Raw genomic sequence first — 16,418 nt, 5'->3', positions numbered from 1 at the left:
ACCGGCAACGGAACATCATTGAGCGGATGTTTGGCTGGCTGAAAGAAAATCGCAGGATCGGCACTCGCTATGACAAGCTGGCCAAGAGCTTTGCAGCCATGGTCACCTTGGTCTGCAGCCTACGTTGCATGCGGCAATACTTTTCGTACAAAGCTTAGTCAGAAATCTACAAACCAGTTGTAAAATCGATACCCCGCGATAACTGACACTGCGCATGTGGTTAGGCTCAATAGAGGCCATTGTCCTTCAACGCCCAGCCACCACTGCACTTTGAACAGAAACGCTCCCATCAACACACAGGCCAGAACACCTAGAGCCAGGCCAATTAACGCAAATAGCCGAGTCCCTAACCCCGGATTTCCGCCATGCCAATTCTCACTCAGGCAAAAGGGACAGTGATTCGACGAAGGCGAATAGCCCCAGAAGCCACGGCTATATGTCGCTCTCGGAACCATCGCTTTGCCACAGTTTTGACAGGTAACCATCGAGTGTTTCATACCGCACCTCAGCTCAGACGTCCTAGATGAGCCCATGGTGCGCGACCGCGGAAAAAACCCAATTGCGTGGCCCGAGCTACTCAGCGCCCCGGCCTGGGCTAGGATCAAACCCTGGTCGCCAGATAACCGATACCATGCTGTGCACGACCGACACCATCTAATGCCCGCCGGTGACTGGCTAGCTCCGCCTTGTCGCAGAACGATAATTCAGGACGCCAGTTCAACTCCTCAAATAGCCGTTCATCGAAAATATGTGCGCGGGGGCACTTATGGGGGCACTTACGCAGAATACAAACAAAAATGCATTTTAAAACAGTAACTTAGATACAAATATTTAATCCCCCCGGCTCCACCAAATCCTAAGAAGAAGACGCCCGAGGGCGTCTTTTTTTATGCCTGGAATTCAGTGTCCCAGCGGCATCGACACCATGCCATCATCTTCCCTCCTCCTCCTTCATCGCCTCCAGCTTGCTGAACTGCTCGCTGGCCAGCCGGCTAATGATCCGGATCGCCTGATGAATACCCGCCGTGTTGCGGAAGCTCAGCTGTGGGTTGTGCTCACACTCCAGCACTTCGTCATGCTGGACCAGCACCTCACCGAGCAACTCGAGCGTCCAGACGTAGCTCTGGATAGAAGATAGGCATTCATGGTCCGACATGGGGCACCTCCCGGTTAGCACGGGTGGCGCGGGATTGGCTGTCGATCGGATAGAAGGTTGGGGCTGAGGTGGCTGCGGGAGTTGGTCGGCGGAGAGCGGATACGAGGATCCTGCTCAGAATGCGAATAAGCATGCATGAGACTCCAAGTTTGAGATTGGAGCTACCACGATCCTTCCTACGGGATTGGGTGGCAGCTGTGCGTGGGGTAGGAAGGAAGTGTCAGATTTTTTGTGTGCGGGCCGGTAACGGCCTGCCGTCAGGCAGGCCCTGATTTTCACCAGGTCGGCCTGATGAACCGATCTCCGTACAAAATCGCGAATTGATTCATCGCATTTTTCCAATCATGCGCCGCTGAGCCCCAGTTCGCCGTGATGTTTCGCAGCCCCAGCCAGATCAGCTTGGTAGCTGCGTCATCGTTCGGGAAATGGCCTCGGGTCTTGATGATCTTGCGCAGCTGGGCATTGATACTCTCGATGGCGTTGGTGGTATAGATCACTTTCCGGATGGCTGGCGGGAAGACAAAGAAGGGAATCACTCGATCCCAGGCCCTTACGCGCCAATTACACCGTCTACATTCGAACAGCACCCCGGCTGTTACATTGACTCACTCCCCGTACCCATTCTGCCCGGATCTTATTCGTCAACGCCCAACCCCTACCCTGCGCACAACGCTTTCATCTCAGCAATATCCCGCGCCACCTGATCTGCAGAGTGGTCAAACATCGCCTGCTCCTGCACATCCAGCGGCAACTCGATCACCCGCGCCAGTCCCTGCTCTGCCAGTACACAAGGCACGCCCATGGCGATGTCGTGACGCCCGTACTCGCCCTGCAAAATGGCCACCGCCGGCAAAATGCGGTTTCGTCCATTGGCGATCGCATCGACCATCTGGGCAATGGCCACACCCGGTGCATCGCAGGCGCTGCCCAATTTCTTCAGGCCGAGGATCTCACCACCACCTTTACGCGTACGCTCGACAATTTGCTCGATCTGCTCATTGCTCAAGAAGTGCGACAACGGCACCGAGCCGATCTGGCAGTAGCGCATCAGCGGCACCATGCTGTCACCATGCCCGCCCAACACCAGCGCCGTGATGTCCCGGGCAGAAAACCCGGTTTGCTCGGCGATGAAACACTTCATGCGGGCAGTGTCCAACACGCCGGCCTGCCCGAACACCTTGTCGCGACCCAGGCCGCTGATACTCCAGGCGCGGTAGGTGAGCACGTCGACTGGGTTGGACACCACCAACACCGTTGCCGTAGGTGCATGCTGTTTGATATCGGCCATGATGCTGTCGAGGATGGGCAAGTTGGTACTCAGAACATCCTGACGCGACTGGCCTGGCTTGCGCGGAACGCCTGCAGTGATGACCACCAGCTCGGAGCCATCCAGCATCTCGGCTTTGGCCCCGCCGTAGACACGGGTATCAGACCCGGACTCTACAGCAGCCTGCCACACATCCAGCGCCTTACCCTGCGCCAGCTCACCCTGAACGTCCATCAACACCAGCTCACGGCATAACTCATCCCGAGCGATGATTTGCGCTGCCGCCTCGCCGACCAGCCCGGCACCCACGATTGTCAGTTTGTCCATCAGACACCTCCTAGCCGCGTGCGCCACCAGGAACACGCCTGCGTATAGAGAAGTATCGTCCGCTGGGGCGAAAACACATCCGAAAACTTGCGCCGTCGCAGGCCTATTGTGAGTGACCTTTTGGGGCCATCAAGTCACTCAGGATGGCGCGCGTAACGCAGCCACCCGGCAATGCCTGAGCCGCCCCCTACGCGGTCTTTGGGATGACTCCGGCCCTCATTGACGGGCACTTCCGGGAAGTCGAACGGGCTCATTCCCTCGATACACGCCACGTTGACGCCGTATTGGTCCGGCGCAGAACGGCGTTGGTGGAACGTGTAGATGCCGCACTTTGAGCAGAAGTAATGCTTTGCTTCACGTGTGTTGAACTGATAGAGGGTGAGCGCCTCTTCCCCCTGGGTGACCGTGAGGTCGTTCAGGTTGGCCGATACCGCTACGGCACCACGCATACGGCAGAGCGAGCAGTTACATCTGCGTGCGGTACGCAAACCATCGGTCAGGCGCACAGAAAAGCGGACAGTCCCGCAATGGCAGGCTGCTTGGTAGAGTGGACGGTCATCGTTGCTGTCATCGGTCATAACAGGCCTCTAATCGGTTCCTGGAAGGCGAAGCGTGGGCTTGCCACGGGTGCAATTCTTCAGGGCTGTGTGATCTCCTTCAAAGCATACAATCACCCCTTTCGCAAGGAGCCACTCTGTAGACCGCTGCCGCACCAGTGCCCACCACCAGGTCGTAGCCACAGTTGCGACAGATAACCCCCGAGTGCCTCACGCCGGAACATCTCGCCCAAAACGAAAAAAGGCACCTGTCACCAGATGCCTTTTCCTTACCCAGAATCGACCGACCGTCAGCCCACCGAGCGAGCCATCGACGCCGCCCGCGCCTGCCCACGGCTGGTGATGATCCCCAGGAAGGAAATCACCAACGCCAAGCCCAGGGTCGAAGTCACCTCCGCGCGATGCTCCTCGGTGAACATCATCACCCCCAAGGCGCCAGCGATGAAGATGATCACCGCCCAGGTCAGGTACGGGAACAACCACATACGGAACTTCAGCTCAGTGCTTTCGCGCTCCAGGCGGCGGCGCATGCGCAGCTGGGAAATGGCGATGGCCATGTATACCAGCAAGGCAATGGCACCGGAGCTTGCCAGCAGGAACTCGAACACGCCCTTGGGTGCGAAGTAGTTGAGGATGGCGATGCCCGCTCCGATCAGGGTGCTGCCGAACACGGCTGCGTAGGGTACGCCGGCTTTGTTGGTGTGGTTCAGGACGGCTGGGGCGTCGCCGCGCTTGGCCAGGGAGTACATCATCCGCGAGGCGATGTAGATCGACGAGTTCATGCAGCTGGTCACGGCCACCAGCACCACCAGGTCGACCATGAACGCAGCATTGGGGATGTTCATGATTTCCAGGGCGCGCTGGTAGGAGCCGACCACTGCCAGTTGCGGGTCGTTCCACGGCACGATGGAGATGATCACGAAGATCGACAGGATATAGAACGTGCTGATACGCCAGATCACCGAACGGGTGGCCTTGGCGATGTTGCGCGACGGGTCGCTGGACTCGGCGGCAGCGATGGTCACTGCCTCGGTGCCGATGAAGCTGAACATCACCGTGATGAACGCGCCGACTACTGCGGACCAGCCCTTGGGCGTGAAGCCGCCATGCTCGGCCATCAGGGTGCTCAGGCCGCTGACTTCGCGGTTTGGCAGCCAGCCCATCAGGGCCGCGAAGCCCAGGCCGATGAAGCCGAGGATCGCCGTGACCTTGAGGATCGCGAACCAGAATTCGAATTCGCCGTACTTGGCCACGCTGAACAGATTGGTGCCAGCGAGCAGCACGACCGACAACAAGGCGAAGATCCAGCTGTCCACCTGGGGGAACCAGGCGTTGAGCACATGGCCTGCGGCCAACGCTTCGATAGGGATCACCAATACCCAGAACCACCAGTACAGCCATCCGATGGTGTAGCCGGCCCAGCGGCCGATGGCTTGTTCAGCGTAGGTGGAGAAGGAACCGGTGTCTGGATGGGCGACGGCCATCTCACCGAGCATGCGCATAACCAGTACCACCAGGGTGCCGGCCACGAAGTAAGAAAGAATGGTAGCTGGCCCGGCCGCCGCGATGGCGTGCCCGGAACCTACGAAAAGTCCGGCACCGATGATGCCCGCGATGGACAACATCGTTACATGACGTGGCTTGAAACCTTGTGCAAGGTTGCCATCAGATCCCACGGTGTTCATTGGTCTTGTTCTCTTTTTGCTGACACAAGGAAAGACGGGCAGACGTAGGCGAAAAGCTTCTCCTTTGAAAGAACGGTAACCAGGTACACCACTCACGCTCTGTTGTTGACGTTTTCACGCTCAGGGCGATGCACCGACAAAATGCGGGGTCCACTTTAAGCCGGGGTGGCCGAGGGCAAAATACTCGAAAACGTCCCGCAACTGTTCGATCACGACACGGCGTTGCCGGGCGGGTCACATTTATCAAATGGCCACTAGGGGTGCTCTGGGACGGGCGTTCCAGCGGAATGGGACCGAGGGCGCTACGCGCCCTTTTCGCGGGACAAGGCCGCGCCGACAGGACGCCCGCCCCCCGGGAGGTGCGGCCGGGTGCCGCGAAAGGGCTGCGCAGCAGCCCCCTATAGGGGCGGCCTTGTGCCGCGAAGAGGCTGCGCAGCAGCCCCCATTGGCAGCCTCAGTAGGTCAGGCAGATCTTGCCGAAATGGCGATTGCTTTCCTGGTAGCGGAAGGCCTCGACGATCTGCTCGAGCTCAAAATGCTTGTCCACCACCGGTCGCAGGCCATTGGCGTCGATCGCGCGGATCATCGCCTGCTGCTGGGCGCGGCTGCCTACCAGCACACCCTGCAGGCGAATCTGCCGAACCAGCGCCTGGACCAGCGGCAGTTGCCCAGCAACGCCGGTAAGGATGCCGATCAGCGAGACATGCCCGCCGATACGCGCGGCGATCATCGACTGCTCCAGGGTCGCCGGGCCACCCACCTCGATCACGTGGTCCACGCCACGGTTGCCCGTGAGCTCGCGCACTTTTTCGCCCCACGCCGGGGTGCTGCGGTAGTTGATCAGGTGATCGGCGCCCAGCGCCTTGAGGCGCTCGAGCTTGGCATCGCTGGAGGACGTGGCGATCACCGTGGCACCGGCCAGCTTGGCGAACTGCAGGGCGAAGATCGACACCCCGCCGGTACCCTGCACCAGTACCGTGTCGCCTGGCTTGAGATGGTCATCGCTCATCAGCGCGCGCCAGGCGGTCAGGCCGGCGGTGGTCAGGGTCGCTGCCTCGGCATGGCTGTAGCCCTGGGGCGCCAGGGTGAAGGCGGTGGCGCGGGCGGTGACCTGTTCGCGGGCATAGCCATCGATACCGTCCCCGGGCACGCTGGTAAAACCTTCCACGTTCGCCTGGCCGTCGAGCCAGCCAGGGAAGAAGGTGCTCACCACCGAATCCCCGACCTTGAATTCGCTGACGCCCGCGCCCACGGCAACCACCTCGCCCGCGCCGTCGGCCATGGGGATGCGCCGCTCGCTCGGGCCCCACATGCCGCTGACCACCGCGAAGTCATGGTAGTTGAGGGAGCTTGCGTGCAGGCGCACGGTGATCTCGCCAGCCTGGGGCGCAGGCGCCTCGCAGGTGCCGACCTGGACCTTGTCATAACCGCCGCCGGGTTGGACGTAGATCGCTTTGCTGCTCATGGCTGGGTCTCCTTGGTAAATCGAGAACTGCAGTGCAGCTTAGCCTGTGCCTGCATGCCGGTCAGCTCAACAACCCTCGCAGCGCATGGCAATCTGCTGCATGCCAGTCCACAAGCTCCGGCCAGGGGTTGTCCGGCAGGTTGACCAAGACCGTGCGCGCGCCAGCGGCACGCCCGCAATCCAGGTCGAAACGGTAGTCGCCGACCATCACCAGCTCGCTCGGTGACACGCCCCAGGCGCCGGCGATCTTCAGCAGGCCGTCGGGGTTGGGCTTGGGCGCGGCTTCGTCGCGGCCAAGAATATGCTCGACCGGGAAGCAGTCCGCCAAGCCGATGGCCTCCAGCGTCACATGGGCCAGCTCCCGGGCGTTACGGGTGAGGATCCCCAACTGGCAGCCGCGCCCGGCCAATTCACGCACCAACTCGACGGCACCCGCCGCCGGGCGCGAGGCGATCGCCAGGTCCCGCTCGTGCTCCAGCAGCCAGGCGTGCTTGGCGGCCGCCTCCTCCACCGGCAAGGCCGCCAGGTGGGTGAGGATGTCGTGCTCCGGCGGAATGCCCAAGGCCTCGCGGATGGCGGCGAAATCATGCACGGCCACCGTCAGGGTGCCGTCCATGTCGAACACCCAATGACGAACGGCGCCAAGGCTCATGCCCAGTCCTCGCGATGGCGGATCAGGCCTTCCTGGCACGACGATGCCACCAGCTGGCCGGCGCGGTTGAAGATGCTGCCGCGGTTGAACCCGCGAGCGTTGCCGGCCCAGGGGCTGTCGGTGGCATACAGCAGCCACTCATCGGCGCGCAGGTCGCGGTGGAACCACAACGCGTGGTCGAGGCTGGCGATCTGCATGTCCTTCTGCCACACCGACTTGCCGTGGGGCAGCAGCGAGGTGGTCAACAGGCCGAAGTCCGAGGCGTAGGCCAGCAGGTACTTGTGCAGGGCCGGCATGTCCGGCAGCTTGCCGTCGGCGCGGAACCAGGCGTACTTGATTGGTTCGCCCGGCTTGGGGTTGAACGGGTCGCGCTCGGTGACCGGGCGGATCTCGATCGGCTTGGCGCACAGCACCTTGTCACGAATGCGCTCGGGCAACTGCTCGGCCATGGCGCTGGCCAGTTCGACCTCGGTGGGCAGGTTTTCCGGGCCGACCACGTCAGGCATCTGCACCTGGTGCTCGAAGCCGCCCTCGTCGTACTGGAACGACGCGCTGCAGGTGAAGATGGCATGACCCTTCTGGATCGCCGTCACCCGCCGGGTGCTGAAGCTGCCGCCGTCACGCACGCGGTCCACCGAGTACACCACCGGCATGCTGGCATCGCCTGGACGCAGGAAGTAGCCGTGCAGCGAGTGCACATGGCGCGCCTCCTCGACCGTCTGGCTCGCGGCCGACAGCGACTGGCCCAGCACCTGGCCGCCGTACAGTTGGCGGAAACCCAGGTCCTGGCTGCGCCCACGGAACAGGTTTTCTTCGATGGGTTCAAGGCTCAACAGGTCGACCAGGTCGTCCAATACATGGCTCATGGGGTTCTCCTAGCAAGGCATCACGGCTCTACGGCGCAGTTATGCAGCAAATGATACAGGGTTTGTCATTGACGCCCTGCATAAGCTGCCATTCAGCCACGCAGGGTTTCTTGCCAGCGTGCCCGGTCGATGCGGTACAGCACATGGGGGCGCAAGGGGTGGTCGACGGCCAGGCGGGGGTGTTCGAAACTGCCGGCGGGGTCCTGGACCATGCCGATGGCCTGCATGACCTTCTGCGACGGCAGGTTGCCCTCGGCAGTGAACGACACCACCTCATCCAGGCGCAATTGGGCGAAAGCACAACGCAGGCAGGTCCAGGCCGCCTCGCTGGCGAAGCCAAGCCCCCAATGGCGTCGGGCCAACCGCCAGCCGATCTCCACGGCCGGGGCGAAGGGGGCATCGAAATTGACATTGAGCAGGCCGGTCATGCCGATGAACGCACCACTGTCCTTGCGCTCCAGCGCCCACAACCCGAAGCCGTACTCATTGAAATGCCCACGGATGCGCCCGATCAGCGCCGCCGCCTCCAGGCGCGTCATCGGCGCCGGGAAGTAGCGCATCACCTGGGGGTCGGCGCAGAGCGCGGCGAACTCGCGCAGGTCGTCGTCCTGCCACTGGCGCAGGATCAGGCGCGCGCTCTCCAGTTCGAAGATCGGGGTCATCAGGGCCGCTCCGCATTCACCGTCGTGCAGTCTATAGCGTAGGCGCAGGCCTGGCCTTCACCTAGCCCCCAAGACCGTGAATGTATTTTCCACACCTACTTCTTCACCGGCCACCGGGGTAGCGCATGCAGCCGAGCAATGCCCTGGAAAACCGCCTCCACCGTCCTCGGTGGCATCGCTTCGTCACTGCTGGCAAGATCAGCGCCTGCCCCTCGACGCGATACCACCATGCCGTTGCCGCTGATCTACCACGACGACTACAGCCCGGAGTTCCCACCCGAGCACCGTTTCCCCATGGACAAATTCCGCCTGCTGCGCGACCACCTGGTCGACAGCGGCCTGACCCTGGACACCGAGCTTCTGCGTCCGCAGATCTGCCCCAACGACATCCTCGCCCTGGCCCATGACCGCGGCTACATCGAGCGCTACATGCAGGGCGAGTTGTCTCGTGAGGATCAGCGCCGCCTCGGCCTGCCGTGGAGCGAGGCGTTGGCGCGGCGTACCGTACGTGCCGTGGGCGGCTCGTTGCTGACCGCCGAGATGGCCCTGGAAAAGGGCATCGCCTGCCACCTGGCCGGCGGCACTCACCACGCGCACTACGACCACCCGGCCGGGTTCTGCATCTTCAACGACCTGGCGGTGATCAGCCGCTACCTGCTGGAAGCCGGTCGCGTGCACCGGGTGCTGATCTTCGACTGCGATGTCCATCAGGGCGACGGCACCGCACGGATTCTTCACGACACCCCCGACGCCATCACCGTGTCGCTGCATTGCGAACAGAATTTTCCTGCACGCAAGGCCCAGAGCGACTGGGACATCCCCTTGCCCCGGAGCATGGGCGACAACGCCTACCTGAAGGTGGTGGACGACGCCCTGAACTACCTGCTGCCGCTGTACCAGCCTGACCTGGTGTTGTACGACGCCGGCGTGGACGTGCACAAGGACGACGCCCTGGGGTACCTGCAGCTGACCGACGCGGGCCTGGCCGCCCGTGACGAGCAGGTCATGCGCCATTGCCTTGGCCGCGACATTCCCGTGGCCGGGGTGATCGGCGGTGGCTACAGCAAGGATCGCCAAGCCTTGGCCAAACGTCATGGCATCCTTCACCACAGTGCGGCGCGGGTCCTCGGTTGTGCACAATGACTGTGGAACCGCCTGTGGATAACCTGAGCGAAAGACGCTGCAGGCCTTTAACTGCCTGATCTGCAAAGCACTGGTCATTTTTTGTGCAGTGTTTCCCCGGGCCCGCCTGGGGTAGAATGCCGGCTCTTTTCCACAGCCTGAAATCGCCCATGCCCAGCCAACGCTCCGCCTCCCCTCCCCTGGTCGCCGTCATTGGCGGCGGCCCCGCCGGCCTGATGGCCGCCGAGGCACTGGCAGGCGCAGGCATGGCCGTGCAGGTGTTCGATGCCATGCCGTCGGTGGGCCGCAAGTTCCTGCTGGCCGGCGTGGGCGGCATGAACATCACCCATTCCGAACCGTACCCGGCCTTCGTTTCGCGCTACGCCGAGCGTCGCGACGAAATCGATGCCTTGCTTCGCGACCTGGATGCCGACGCCTTGCGCCAGTGGATCCACGGCCTGGGCATCGAAACCTTCGTCGGCACGTCCGGGCGGGTGTTCCCCCGCGACATGAAAGCCGCGCCGCTGCTGCGTGCCTGGCTCAAGCGCCTGCGCGACAGCGGTGTGGTTATCCACACCCGCCACCGCTGGCTGGGCTGGAACGATGACGGCACCTTGCGGATCGCTTATCCACAGGGCGAGCTGCGCCAGCACGCCGATGCCGTGGTACTGGCGCTCGGGGGCGGCAGCTGGGCACGCCTGGGTTCCGATGGTAGCTGGCAGCCGCTGCTGGCCGAACGGGGTGTGGATATCTCGCCGCTGCGGCCAAGCAACTGCGGCTTCGAAGTGGAAGGATGGAGCGCGCTGCTCAAGGAGAAGTTCGCGGGCGCGCCGCTGAAGAACATTGCCCTGAGCGTGCCGGGCAGTACGCCGCGCAAGGGTGAATTCATCCTCACCGCCCAGGGCGTCGAAGGCAGCCTCGTCTATGCATGGTCGGCAGCAGTGCGCGAGGCCATCGATCGCGACGGCCGGGCCACGTTGCTGCTCGACCTGCTGCCGGACCGGCCTGTGGATAAAGTCGCCCAGGCCCTGGCCAAGCCGCGCGGGTCCCGTTCCATGGCCAAGCACCTGCAGGGCCAGTTGGGGATCGACGGGGTCAAGGCGGCATTGCTGCGCGAGCTGACCGACCAGGCAACCTTCGCCAACCCCACCTCGCTGGCCAAGGCGATCAAGGCCCTGCCGATCGAACTGGTGCGCACGCGGCCCTTGGACGAGGCGATCAGCAGCGCCGGTGGCGTGCGTTTCGAAGGGGTGGATGAAGGGTTGATGCTCAAGCAGGTGCCTGGCGTATTTTGCGCGGGGGAAATGCTGGATTGGGAGGCGCCGACCGGGGGCTATCTGCTGACCGCCTGCTTTGCCAGCGGGTTACGGGCGGGCAAGGCGGCCGTAGCATGGCTGGAGCGGCGTCGCTGATAGTGGAGCTGCCTTGCAGCCCATCGCGGGACAAGCCCGCTCCCACAAAGACCGTGTAGGAGCGGGCTTGTCCCGCGATTGGGCCGCACAGCGGCCCCCAAGATCTCAAGGCTTACGCTTACGCGGCCCGCTGTTGAAGCTCGGCACCTTGCGCACCGGCTTGACCGCAGGCTCCGAAAAACTCGCCTCGGCACTGTCCATCCAGCGCCCCAACCCACGCTTGGCGCTGCTCTCCTTCGGTTTCTTGGGTTTCTTCGGCTTCTTCAGCACCTGACCATTGGCATCGGTCAGCGGCACCCGGTGATCGGGGATGAAGTCCGGCTCTTCATGGCGCGGCAGCGTCTGGCGAATCAGCGTCTCGATCGCCGCCAGCAGCTGCACTTCATCCGCACATACCAGCGAGATCGCCTCGCCCTTGTTGCCCGCCCGGCCCGTGCGGCCGATACGGTGCACGTAGTCTTCGGCCACGATCGGCAGGTCGAGGTTGACCACCAATGGCAAGTCGTCGATATCCAGGCCCCGAGCGGCGACATCGGTGGCCACCAGCACCTGGATCTCGCGCGCCTTGAAGCTGTCCAGGGCGCGTTGGCGGGTGGCCTGCGGGCGATCGCCATGGATACCGTCGGCGTTGACGCCCTCGCCCAGCAGCCGCTCCACCAACTGGTCGACGCCGTTGCGCGTCTTGGCGAACACCAGCACCTGCTTCCAGCGCTGCTTGCGCAGCAAATGGCAGAACAGGTCGGCCTTGCGCTTCTTGTCCACCGGCACCAGCCACTGCTTCACGGTGCTGGCGGTGGTGTTGCGCGGGCTGACCTCGATGCTCAGCGGGTCGTTCAAAGCCAGGCCCGCGAGCATGCGGATCTGGTCGGAGAAGGTCGCGGAGAACAGCAGTGTCTGGCGCTTGCGCGGCAAGGCGGCATACACCGCCTGCAGCTCTTCGGCGAAGCCCAGGTCGAGCATGCGGTCGGCCTCGTCGAGCACCAGCACCTGCACCTGGCCGAACTTGACGGCGTTCTGGCGGAACAGATCGAGCAGGCGGCCAGGGGTGGCCACCAGCAGGTCGACGCCTCGACGCAGGCGCATCATCTGCGGGTTGAGGCTGACCCCGCCGTACACCGCGTAGGTGCTCACCGGCAGGTTTTCGGCGTACTCACGAACGTTGGCATGAACCTGCTCGGCCAGTTCGCGGGTCGGCACCAGCACCAGGGCACGAATCGAATTGCTCTGCACCTTTTCCCCTTCCAGGGCCAGGCGCTGCAGGACCGGCAAGGCGAAACCGGCGGTCTTGCCGGTGCCGGTCTGGGCTGCGGCCATCAGGTCGCGGCCGGCCAGTACGGCGGGAATGGCCTGGGCCTGGACCGGGGTCGGAGTGGTGTAGTCCAGCTGCTGCAGGGTGCGCAACAGCGGTTCGATCAGGCCGAGTTTGGCGAAATTCATGGAGATACCATCAGGGGGTTCAGCGAAGGCGGCAGTTTACCGCAACACCCCGCCCTACTTGCACATTTCGCCCTTCAACGGCGCCGGCTGCTCAGGCGCCTTGCGCCACTGCGGCAGGCCGATCAGCACCACCGCCCCGATGATCACCGCCATCGCCACGCATTCCTCGGCACCGATCCGTTCGCCCGCGAAGACGATACCCAACAACACCGCCACCGCCGGGTTGACATACGCATAGCTGGTGGCCGCCGCCGGGCGCACATGCTTGAGCAGGTACATGTAGGAGCTGAACGCCAGGATCGAACCGAAGAACACCAGGTACGCCAACGCGCCCCAGCCCGCGGCGGTCGGCATCTGCACCAGGCGCTCGCCGCTGACCGCGCTGCCGATCAACAGCGCGGCCCCACCGACCAGCATTTCGGCAGCGCTGGCCATGGCTCCCTGGGGTAATGGCAGGCTCTTGCTCCATACCGAGCCAAAGGCCCAGGCCGCCGCAGCGAACAGGATCAGGGCCGCACCCATGGGGCTGGCCTGCAGGTTGGAGCCCAGGTTGAGCAAGCCGATACCCACCAGACCAAGCGCGATGCCCGCCCACTCCAGGCGCGAATTGCGATGCCCGAACAGCAAGCCGAACACCAGGGTGAACAGCGGCACAGTCGCCACCGCCAACGCGGCGACACCCGACGCCACTCCGGCATGCTCGGCCAGGGTCACACCGCCATTGCCGCAACTGAGCAGCAAGAAGCCGATCGCCCCCGCCGCACGCCATTGCGGCCAGGTCGGCGCGGGTACGCCCCGCCAGCGCAGGAAGCCATACAGCAGGCTGCCGGCGATGACGAAACGCACCCCGGCCATGAGCATCGGCGGCCAGGACTCGACGCCGATCCGAATGAACAGGTAAGTGGAGCCCCACACCAGGTAGAGGGCGAGGAAGGCGCCGATGAGCAGCAACGGGGCAGGACGGGACGCAGGCATGGGAAAACACTCGAAATCCGTTTACGGGTGACTTAGTTTAGAAAGGGCTTCGCGCAAACTTAAGTTACAAAACGGCTTTAAATGACCAATACACTTTGCAATGAACGGTTATGCGCGGGCTTGGCCGTGGATTGCAAGGCAGCCAGGAACCACCATGGACAAGTACGACCGCATGCTACTCGCCGCCCTGCTGGAAAACGGCCGGGCCACCTACGCGCAACTGGCTCGCCAAGTGAATCTGTCCGCACCGGCGGTGGCCGAGCGGGTGGCCAAGCTCGAGGCCAGCGGCGTGATCACCGGCTACACCGCCAAGGTCGATCTGGCGAAGATCGGCCTGCCGATCCAGTGCGTGATCGAATTGCGCCTGGCCAGCCACGGCAACCAGCAGGCCTACGACGCGCTGACGCGGATCCCGCAGCTCACCGAATGCCATCGGGTGACGGGCGACCCCTGCGTGATCATGCAGGCGGCCGTGGGGTCGATGAATGAGCTGGAGGCATTGATCAACCAAGTGTCGCAGCTGGGCTTCAGCAAGACCTCGATCATTCTTTCCAGCGCCGTGGAGCGGCGGGTGCCGCTTGGGCAGCTAGAAGGCAACGGTAGGAAGGCCTGAGGCGCACATCTCCCCTGTGGGAGCGCCCACCGGCCTGTCAATGGCGCAGCAACAGCTGCCCCTCGATCGGCACGTACCGGCTGGCCGCGCGAATCAACGACAGCGCGGTAAGCCCAGGCACCCCATAGACCACCGTCTCGACGCCATGACGCTGGTTGGCCCGCTCCATCAGTAGATCAAAGTCGCCATCGCCAGAGGCCAGCACCACCTGGTCGACCCGGCCGGCGGCGTCGATCACATCCAGGGTGATACCCACATCCCAGTCCCCCTTGGCCGAGCCATCGCTGCGTTGGATGAACGGTTTGAGCCGCACCTCGAAGCCCAGGTTACGCAGGATCTGCTGGAACTGTTGTTGCTTGCTGTCACCACGGTCGATGGCATAGGCCACCGCCTCGACGATCTGCCCCTGGCGACTGACATCGGCCCAGAGCGCGGCGTAGTCGAAGTGGCAGCCATGCACCTGGCGCACGGTGTAATAGAGGTTCTGCACATCGGCGAACAACGCGATCTTCTTCACCCTGACCTCTCTGGCTGCGTGAACGGGGCCGCACGGCAGCAGCCCCAATGCGCGCCAGTATGCCAGAGGCGTCAGACGAAGGTGTCGTCGTCAGAGAAGAAGCCACCGCCATCGCTGCCGTAGTCGCTGTCCGCAAAGCCTTGGTCGTAGCCGTAGTCGCCGTTGTCGGCAACCTGGGGTTGGCCGCCCTGGTCGGTCCAGCCGCCGTTGTCGCTGGCCGGCGCCGGTTCTTCCTTGATCACCTCGACCACTTCCTCGGGCTGGGAGCCATGGTTGAACAAGCTGCTGATGCCTTGTGCCAGCAGCACGCCACCGGCCACACCGGCGGCCGTCTGCATGGCACCGCCCAGGAAGCTGCTGGCGCCACTGCGCGCCGGCGCGGCATTGAAGGCAGGCTGCTGGCGTTGGCCGAAGCCTGGCGCCGACGGCTCGCGCCAACCGCCACCGGAGGCCACGGGCGCGGTCGGGCGCTGGGGTTGGGGCGCCGGCGCGGCCTCGCGCGCCCCGCCACCGAACAGCCCCGACAGGAAGCCCCCGCCACCACTACCGCTGCGGCTCGCCTCCGCTTGTGCTCGGGCCTGCTTGAGTTCGGCCTCGAGCTGCTTGTTCTGCTCGTCCAGACGCTTGATCGCGGCCTCCTGGACCAGGATTGCCTGGGTCATGTAGTACGGCGCTGCCGGCTGCTGGCGCAGGTGTTCCTCGATGCGCGATTGCGCCTGGGCGTCGCGGGCCTGGCCTGCGTCCTCGGCTTGCTTGATGCGGCCGAACAGGCCATCGATCAGGGTTTGCTCTTCAGTATTCATTGGCTACCTCGTGCACAGGGCGAACATCGGATAGCGTCAAAGATGGGGGTCGCGGGCGATGGAATCAATCAACCAAAGGGTGAAACTTTTTTCAGCGAGCGACGGACTGGGCTAAAGTTACGCCCTGCTTTTTCTGCCATGCGATATAGACCCGATGAATCCGCTGAGCGTCCTGCGCGACTCCCTGTACTTCTTCCGCCGCCACCTGCTGAACATCATTCAGCTCTGCCTGCCCTTGGTCGCGGCCGAGGCCCTGTGCACCCAATTGCTGTACCGCCAGTTGGGCGACGAGGCCTCCACGGCCTACGGCATGCTGGTCAGCATGCTGTTCTACCCGCTGTACAGCGCCGCCCTTATTCTTTACATGGACACCCGCAGCAACGGCCAGGACGTTGCCAAGCGCAACCTGTTCGCCCGCGCCGTGCAGCTGTGGCCAGCCCTGGCCCTGCTGATCCTCATCAGCTCGCTGCTGATCATGGCGGGCCTGGCGCTGTTCATCTTCCCGGGCGTGTGGATCATGATCAACCTGGTGTTCGCCGAGTACCTGCTGGTGCTGCGTGGCCTGCCGGTGGTACAGGCCATGCGCGAGAGCGCCCGGATGACCACCGGGCACTTCATGCGCATCCTGATCTGCATGCTCGCCGTACTGGCTCCGCTGTGGCTGCTCGACGGCCTGCTGCTGATGGCCTTCCCCGAGCCGCAGCCGGGCGTGCAACTGGCACTGGATAGCCTCAGCGGTTTCCTGCAACTGTTCAGCAGCGTGGTGCTGTACCGCCTGTTCATGCTGCTGGAGAATGACGCGCTCGCCTGAGGCCTCAACGAGTGAGTCCTCTCAGGGAACGACTTCGATCTGCTGCTCAATCAGCGGACCTCTAGAGTGACCCAGCCCCTGTCGATGGACA

The 16,418-nt window shown here is 63.5% G+C and carries 17 protein-coding genes and 1 pseudogene; 5 read left to right on the top strand and 13 right to left on the bottom strand.

What is annotated here, in order from left to right; genetic code table 11:
• Nucleotides 1-158, top strand: a 158-nt coding sequence (locus ACNFCI_RS18685) for a transposase (protein ID WP_416768097.1), incomplete at its 5' end; no start/stop codon positions are given.
• Between the two features lie 773 nt (nt 159-931).
• Here the strand turns inward: ACNFCI_RS18685 and ACNFCI_RS18680 are convergent.
• The 9 genes and pseudogenes from ACNFCI_RS18680 to ACNFCI_RS18640 form a co-directional block, all read right to left on the bottom strand.
• Nucleotides 932-1,156, bottom strand: a complete 225-nt coding sequence (locus ACNFCI_RS18680; RefSeq protein WP_368830161.1) for a hypothetical protein — start codon at nt 1,154-1,156, stop codon at nt 932-934.
• A gap of 275 nt (nt 1,157-1,431) precedes the next feature.
• Nucleotides 1,432-1,707 (bottom strand): annotated as a pseudogene (locus ACNFCI_RS18675) (transposase); the annotation flags it as partial.
• Nucleotides 1,708-1,811: 104 nt separating this feature from the next.
• Nucleotides 1,812-2,750 carry a malate dehydrogenase gene (locus tag ACNFCI_RS18670; RefSeq protein ID WP_368830160.1) on the bottom strand — a complete coding sequence of 313 codons (939 nt, stop codon included), beginning with the start codon at nt 2,748-2,750 and terminating at the stop codon, nt 1,812-1,814.
• Between the two features lie 134 nt (nt 2,751-2,884).
• Nucleotides 2,885-3,328, bottom strand: a complete 444-nt coding sequence (locus ACNFCI_RS18665; RefSeq protein ID WP_368830159.1) for a GFA family protein — start codon at nt 3,326-3,328, stop codon at nt 2,885-2,887.
• A gap of 269 nt (nt 3,329-3,597) precedes the next feature.
• The gene (gene gabP, locus ACNFCI_RS18660) at nt 3,598-4,992 is read right to left on the bottom strand and encodes a GABA permease (protein WP_084855509.1); all 1,395 of its coding nucleotides are present in this window, start codon (nt 4,990-4,992) and stop codon (nt 3,598-3,600) included.
• 454 nt (nt 4,993-5,446) lie between these two features.
• On the bottom strand, nt 5,447-6,457 hold the full coding sequence (locus ACNFCI_RS18655; protein ID WP_368830158.1) for an NAD(P)-dependent alcohol dehydrogenase: 1,011 nt from the start codon (nt 6,455-6,457) through the stop codon (nt 5,447-5,449).
• 61 nt (nt 6,458-6,518) lie between these two features.
• Complete coding sequence (locus tag ACNFCI_RS18650) at nt 6,519-7,109, bottom strand: HAD family hydrolase (protein ID WP_368830157.1); 591 nt, start codon at nt 7,107-7,109, stop codon at nt 6,519-6,521.
• On the bottom strand, nt 7,106-7,975 hold the full coding sequence (tesB, locus tag ACNFCI_RS18645) for an acyl-CoA thioesterase II (RefSeq protein ID WP_368830156.1): 870 nt from the start codon (nt 7,973-7,975) through the stop codon (nt 7,106-7,108). The genes ACNFCI_RS18650 and tesB overlap by 4 nt, the downstream gene beginning before the upstream one ends.
• Before the next feature lie 92 nt (nt 7,976-8,067).
• Nucleotides 8,068-8,637, bottom strand: a complete 570-nt coding sequence (locus ACNFCI_RS18640) for a GNAT family N-acetyltransferase (protein ID WP_084855513.1) — start codon at nt 8,635-8,637, stop codon at nt 8,068-8,070.
• 228 nt (nt 8,638-8,865) lie between these two features.
• On the opposite strand from ACNFCI_RS18640, the gene ACNFCI_RS18635 reads away from it, so the two are divergent.
• Both ACNFCI_RS18635 and ACNFCI_RS18630 read left to right on the top strand, forming a co-directional pair.
• Nucleotides 8,866-9,780 carry a histone deacetylase gene (locus ACNFCI_RS18635; protein ID WP_368830162.1) on the top strand — a complete coding sequence of 305 codons (915 nt, stop codon included), beginning with the start codon at nt 8,866-8,868 and terminating at the stop codon, nt 9,778-9,780.
• 149 nt (nt 9,781-9,929) lie between these two features.
• The gene (locus tag ACNFCI_RS18630; protein ID WP_368830155.1) at nt 9,930-11,171 is read left to right on the top strand and encodes a TIGR03862 family flavoprotein; all 1,242 of its coding nucleotides are present in this window, start codon (nt 9,930-9,932) and stop codon (nt 11,169-11,171) included.
• Between the two features lie 105 nt (nt 11,172-11,276).
• On the opposite strand, the gene ACNFCI_RS18625 is transcribed toward ACNFCI_RS18630, so the two are convergent.
• Complete coding sequence (locus ACNFCI_RS18625; RefSeq protein ID WP_084855516.1) at nt 11,277-12,608, bottom strand: DEAD/DEAH box helicase; 1,332 nt, start codon at nt 12,606-12,608, stop codon at nt 11,277-11,279.
• A gap of 54 nt (nt 12,609-12,662) precedes the next feature.
• Nucleotides 12,663-13,583, bottom strand: a complete 921-nt coding sequence (gene yedA / locus ACNFCI_RS18620; protein WP_084855517.1) for a drug/metabolite exporter YedA — start codon at nt 13,581-13,583, stop codon at nt 12,663-12,665.
• A 154-nt stretch (nt 13,584-13,737) separates the two neighbouring features.
• Here yedA and ACNFCI_RS18615 point away from each other — a divergent pair, with 154 nt between their 5' ends.
• Complete coding sequence (locus ACNFCI_RS18615; RefSeq protein ID WP_368830154.1) at nt 13,738-14,196, top strand: Lrp/AsnC family transcriptional regulator; 459 nt, start codon at nt 13,738-13,740, stop codon at nt 14,194-14,196.
• A gap of 37 nt (nt 14,197-14,233) precedes the next feature.
• Here the strand turns inward: ACNFCI_RS18615 and ACNFCI_RS18610 are convergent, their stop codons facing one another.
• Nucleotides 14,234-14,713, bottom strand: a complete 480-nt coding sequence (locus tag ACNFCI_RS18610; protein WP_324818068.1) for an NYN domain-containing protein — start codon at nt 14,711-14,713, stop codon at nt 14,234-14,236.
• 71 nt (nt 14,714-14,784) lie between these two features.
• Nucleotides 14,785-15,516 (bottom strand): DUF2076 domain-containing protein, encoded by a 732-nt coding sequence (locus tag ACNFCI_RS18605; protein WP_084855520.1) that lies wholly within the window; start codon nt 15,514-15,516, stop codon nt 14,785-14,787.
• A 154-nt stretch (nt 15,517-15,670) separates the two neighbouring features.
• Here ACNFCI_RS18605 and ACNFCI_RS18600 point away from each other — a divergent pair, with 154 nt between their 5' ends.
• Nucleotides 15,671-16,327 (top strand): YciC family protein, encoded by a 657-nt coding sequence (locus tag ACNFCI_RS18600; protein ID WP_084855521.1) that lies wholly within the window; start codon nt 15,671-15,673, stop codon nt 16,325-16,327.
• The last annotated feature ends 91 nt before the right edge of the window (nt 16,328-16,418 follow it).

Origin of the sequence: Pseudomonas sp. NY15356, from assembly GCF_048068175.1 — a bacterium.
Lineage (GTDB): Bacteria > Pseudomonadota > Gammaproteobacteria > Pseudomonadales > Pseudomonadaceae > Aquipseudomonas > Aquipseudomonas putida_K.
This window is presented reverse-complemented; position numbering and strand designations above follow the sequence as displayed.

Coding starts and splice junctions, on each gene's coding strand:
- gabP (WP_084855509.1), bottom strand. CDS start 4,992: ATGAACACCGTGGGATCTGATGGCAACCTTGCACAAGGTTTCAAGCCA.
- ACNFCI_RS18635 (WP_368830162.1), top strand. CDS start 8,866: ATGCCGTTGCCGCTGATCTACCACGACGACTACAGCCCGGAGTTCCCA.
- ACNFCI_RS18665 (WP_368830159.1), bottom strand. CDS start 3,328: ATGACCGATGACAGCAACGATGACCGTCCACTCTACCAAGCAGCCTGC.
- ACNFCI_RS18600 (WP_084855521.1), top strand. CDS start 15,671: ATGAATCCGCTGAGCGTCCTGCGCGACTCCCTGTACTTCTTCCGCCGC.
- tesB (WP_368830156.1), bottom strand. CDS start 7,975: ATGAGCCATGTATTGGACGACCTGGTCGACCTGTTGAGCCTTGAACCC.
- ACNFCI_RS18650 (WP_368830157.1), bottom strand. CDS start 7,109: ATGAGCCTTGGCGCCGTTCGTCATTGGGTGTTCGACATGGACGGCACC.
- ACNFCI_RS18625 (WP_084855516.1), bottom strand. CDS start 12,608: ATGAATTTCGCCAAACTCGGCCTGATCGAACCGCTGTTGCGCACCCTG.
- ACNFCI_RS18630 (WP_368830155.1), top strand. CDS start 9,930: ATGCCCAGCCAACGCTCCGCCTCCCCTCCCCTGGTCGCCGTCATTGGC.
- ACNFCI_RS18615 (WP_368830154.1), top strand. CDS start 13,738: ATGGACAAGTACGACCGCATGCTACTCGCCGCCCTGCTGGAAAACGGC.
- ACNFCI_RS18670 (WP_368830160.1), bottom strand. CDS start 2,750: ATGGACAAACTGACAATCGTGGGTGCCGGGCTGGTCGGCGAGGCGGCA.
- ACNFCI_RS18605 (WP_084855520.1), bottom strand. CDS start 15,516: ATGAATACTGAAGAGCAAACCCTGATCGATGGCCTGTTCGGCCGCATC.
- ACNFCI_RS18640 (WP_084855513.1), bottom strand. CDS start 8,637: ATGACCCCGATCTTCGAACTGGAGAGCGCGCGCCTGATCCTGCGCCAG.
- ACNFCI_RS18680 (WP_368830161.1), bottom strand. CDS start 1,156: ATGTCGGACCATGAATGCCTATCTTCTATCCAGAGCTACGTCTGGACG.
- yedA (WP_084855517.1), bottom strand. CDS start 13,583: ATGCCTGCGTCCCGTCCTGCCCCGTTGCTGCTCATCGGCGCCTTCCTC.
- ACNFCI_RS18655 (WP_368830158.1), bottom strand. CDS start 6,457: ATGAGCAGCAAAGCGATCTACGTCCAACCCGGCGGCGGTTATGACAAG.